At 63.9% G+C, this 932-nt stretch carries 1 protein-coding gene; it reads left to right on the forward strand.

Annotated elements, in window-relative coordinates; all coding sequences use genetic code 11:
- A partial coding sequence (locus tag ACFFJC_RS21190; protein WP_103096780.1) for a tyrosine-type recombinase/integrase occupies positions 1-832 on the forward strand: 832 nt, incomplete at its 5' end.
- Positions 833-932: the final 100 nt, after the last annotated feature.

The raw sequence follows: 932 nt of genomic DNA on the forward strand, positions 1-932 counted from the left end.
CATGGCCACGATCGAGCGCTACCTCGTCCATGTCGGGTGGGCCTACCGCATGGCAGGGTTGACGGATCCGACCGCCGCAGCGCTGGTCAAGTTCGAGCGCAAGGCGGCGCGCAATCATCTCGGCGTGCGCCAGAGGCAGGCGCGCGCCATCCGGTTCAAGGGCGACATCGCTGATCTCGACAGTCCCGCCTCTGGCGTGTGCCTGGCCCATGTGCTCAAGGCCTGCCGCCGCGATGAATTGGGGATGCGCGACGCGGCCATGTTGCGCATCGCTTACGATACAGCCGCGCGGCGCTCGGAACTGGTCGCGATCGATGTCGGGCATATCGAGGGGCCCGACAGCGACGGAGCCGGTTTGTTGCACATCCCTTCAAGCAAGACCGACCGAAAGCAAGCCGGAGCCGAGGCTTATCTTTCTCCCGCGACGATGGCGGCGATTGCCCGCTGGCGTGAAGCGGGCAGGGTGGACAAGGGTCCGCTGCTGCGCCGCGTGACGACGCACTTCGACGGCTCGATCGACAGCATCGGCACCGAGCGCCTGCACCCGAACAGCATCACACTCATTTACAGGCGGCTCATCCGTCGCGCCTGGGAGAAGGGCCTGCTCGGTGAAATGAGCGAAGCCGAACGCGACCGCTGGCTCAGCACGGTCTCGTCACATTCGATCCGGGTCGGGGTGGCCCAGGACAATTTTGCGGCAGGAGAAGGACTGCCAGCTATCATGCAGGCCTACCGGTGGCGCGATGCGCGTACCGTCTTGCGGTATGGCTCAAAGCTTGCCGCTAAAAGTGGGGCAAGCGCCAGATTGGCCAAGCGGTTCGCCGATCAGTAACCGGATCTGCCTGCCGCTGCTGCGCCCTTTGAATGCAGTCTATTGTGGCGCTCAATAACAGCGCATTGCACGCCATTGCGCTCTATTTTGGCGTCCGACA

The sequence above is a fragment of the Novosphingobium soli genome (assembly GCF_042432915.1).
Lineage (GTDB): Bacteria > Pseudomonadota > Alphaproteobacteria > Sphingomonadales > Sphingomonadaceae > Novosphingobium > Novosphingobium soli.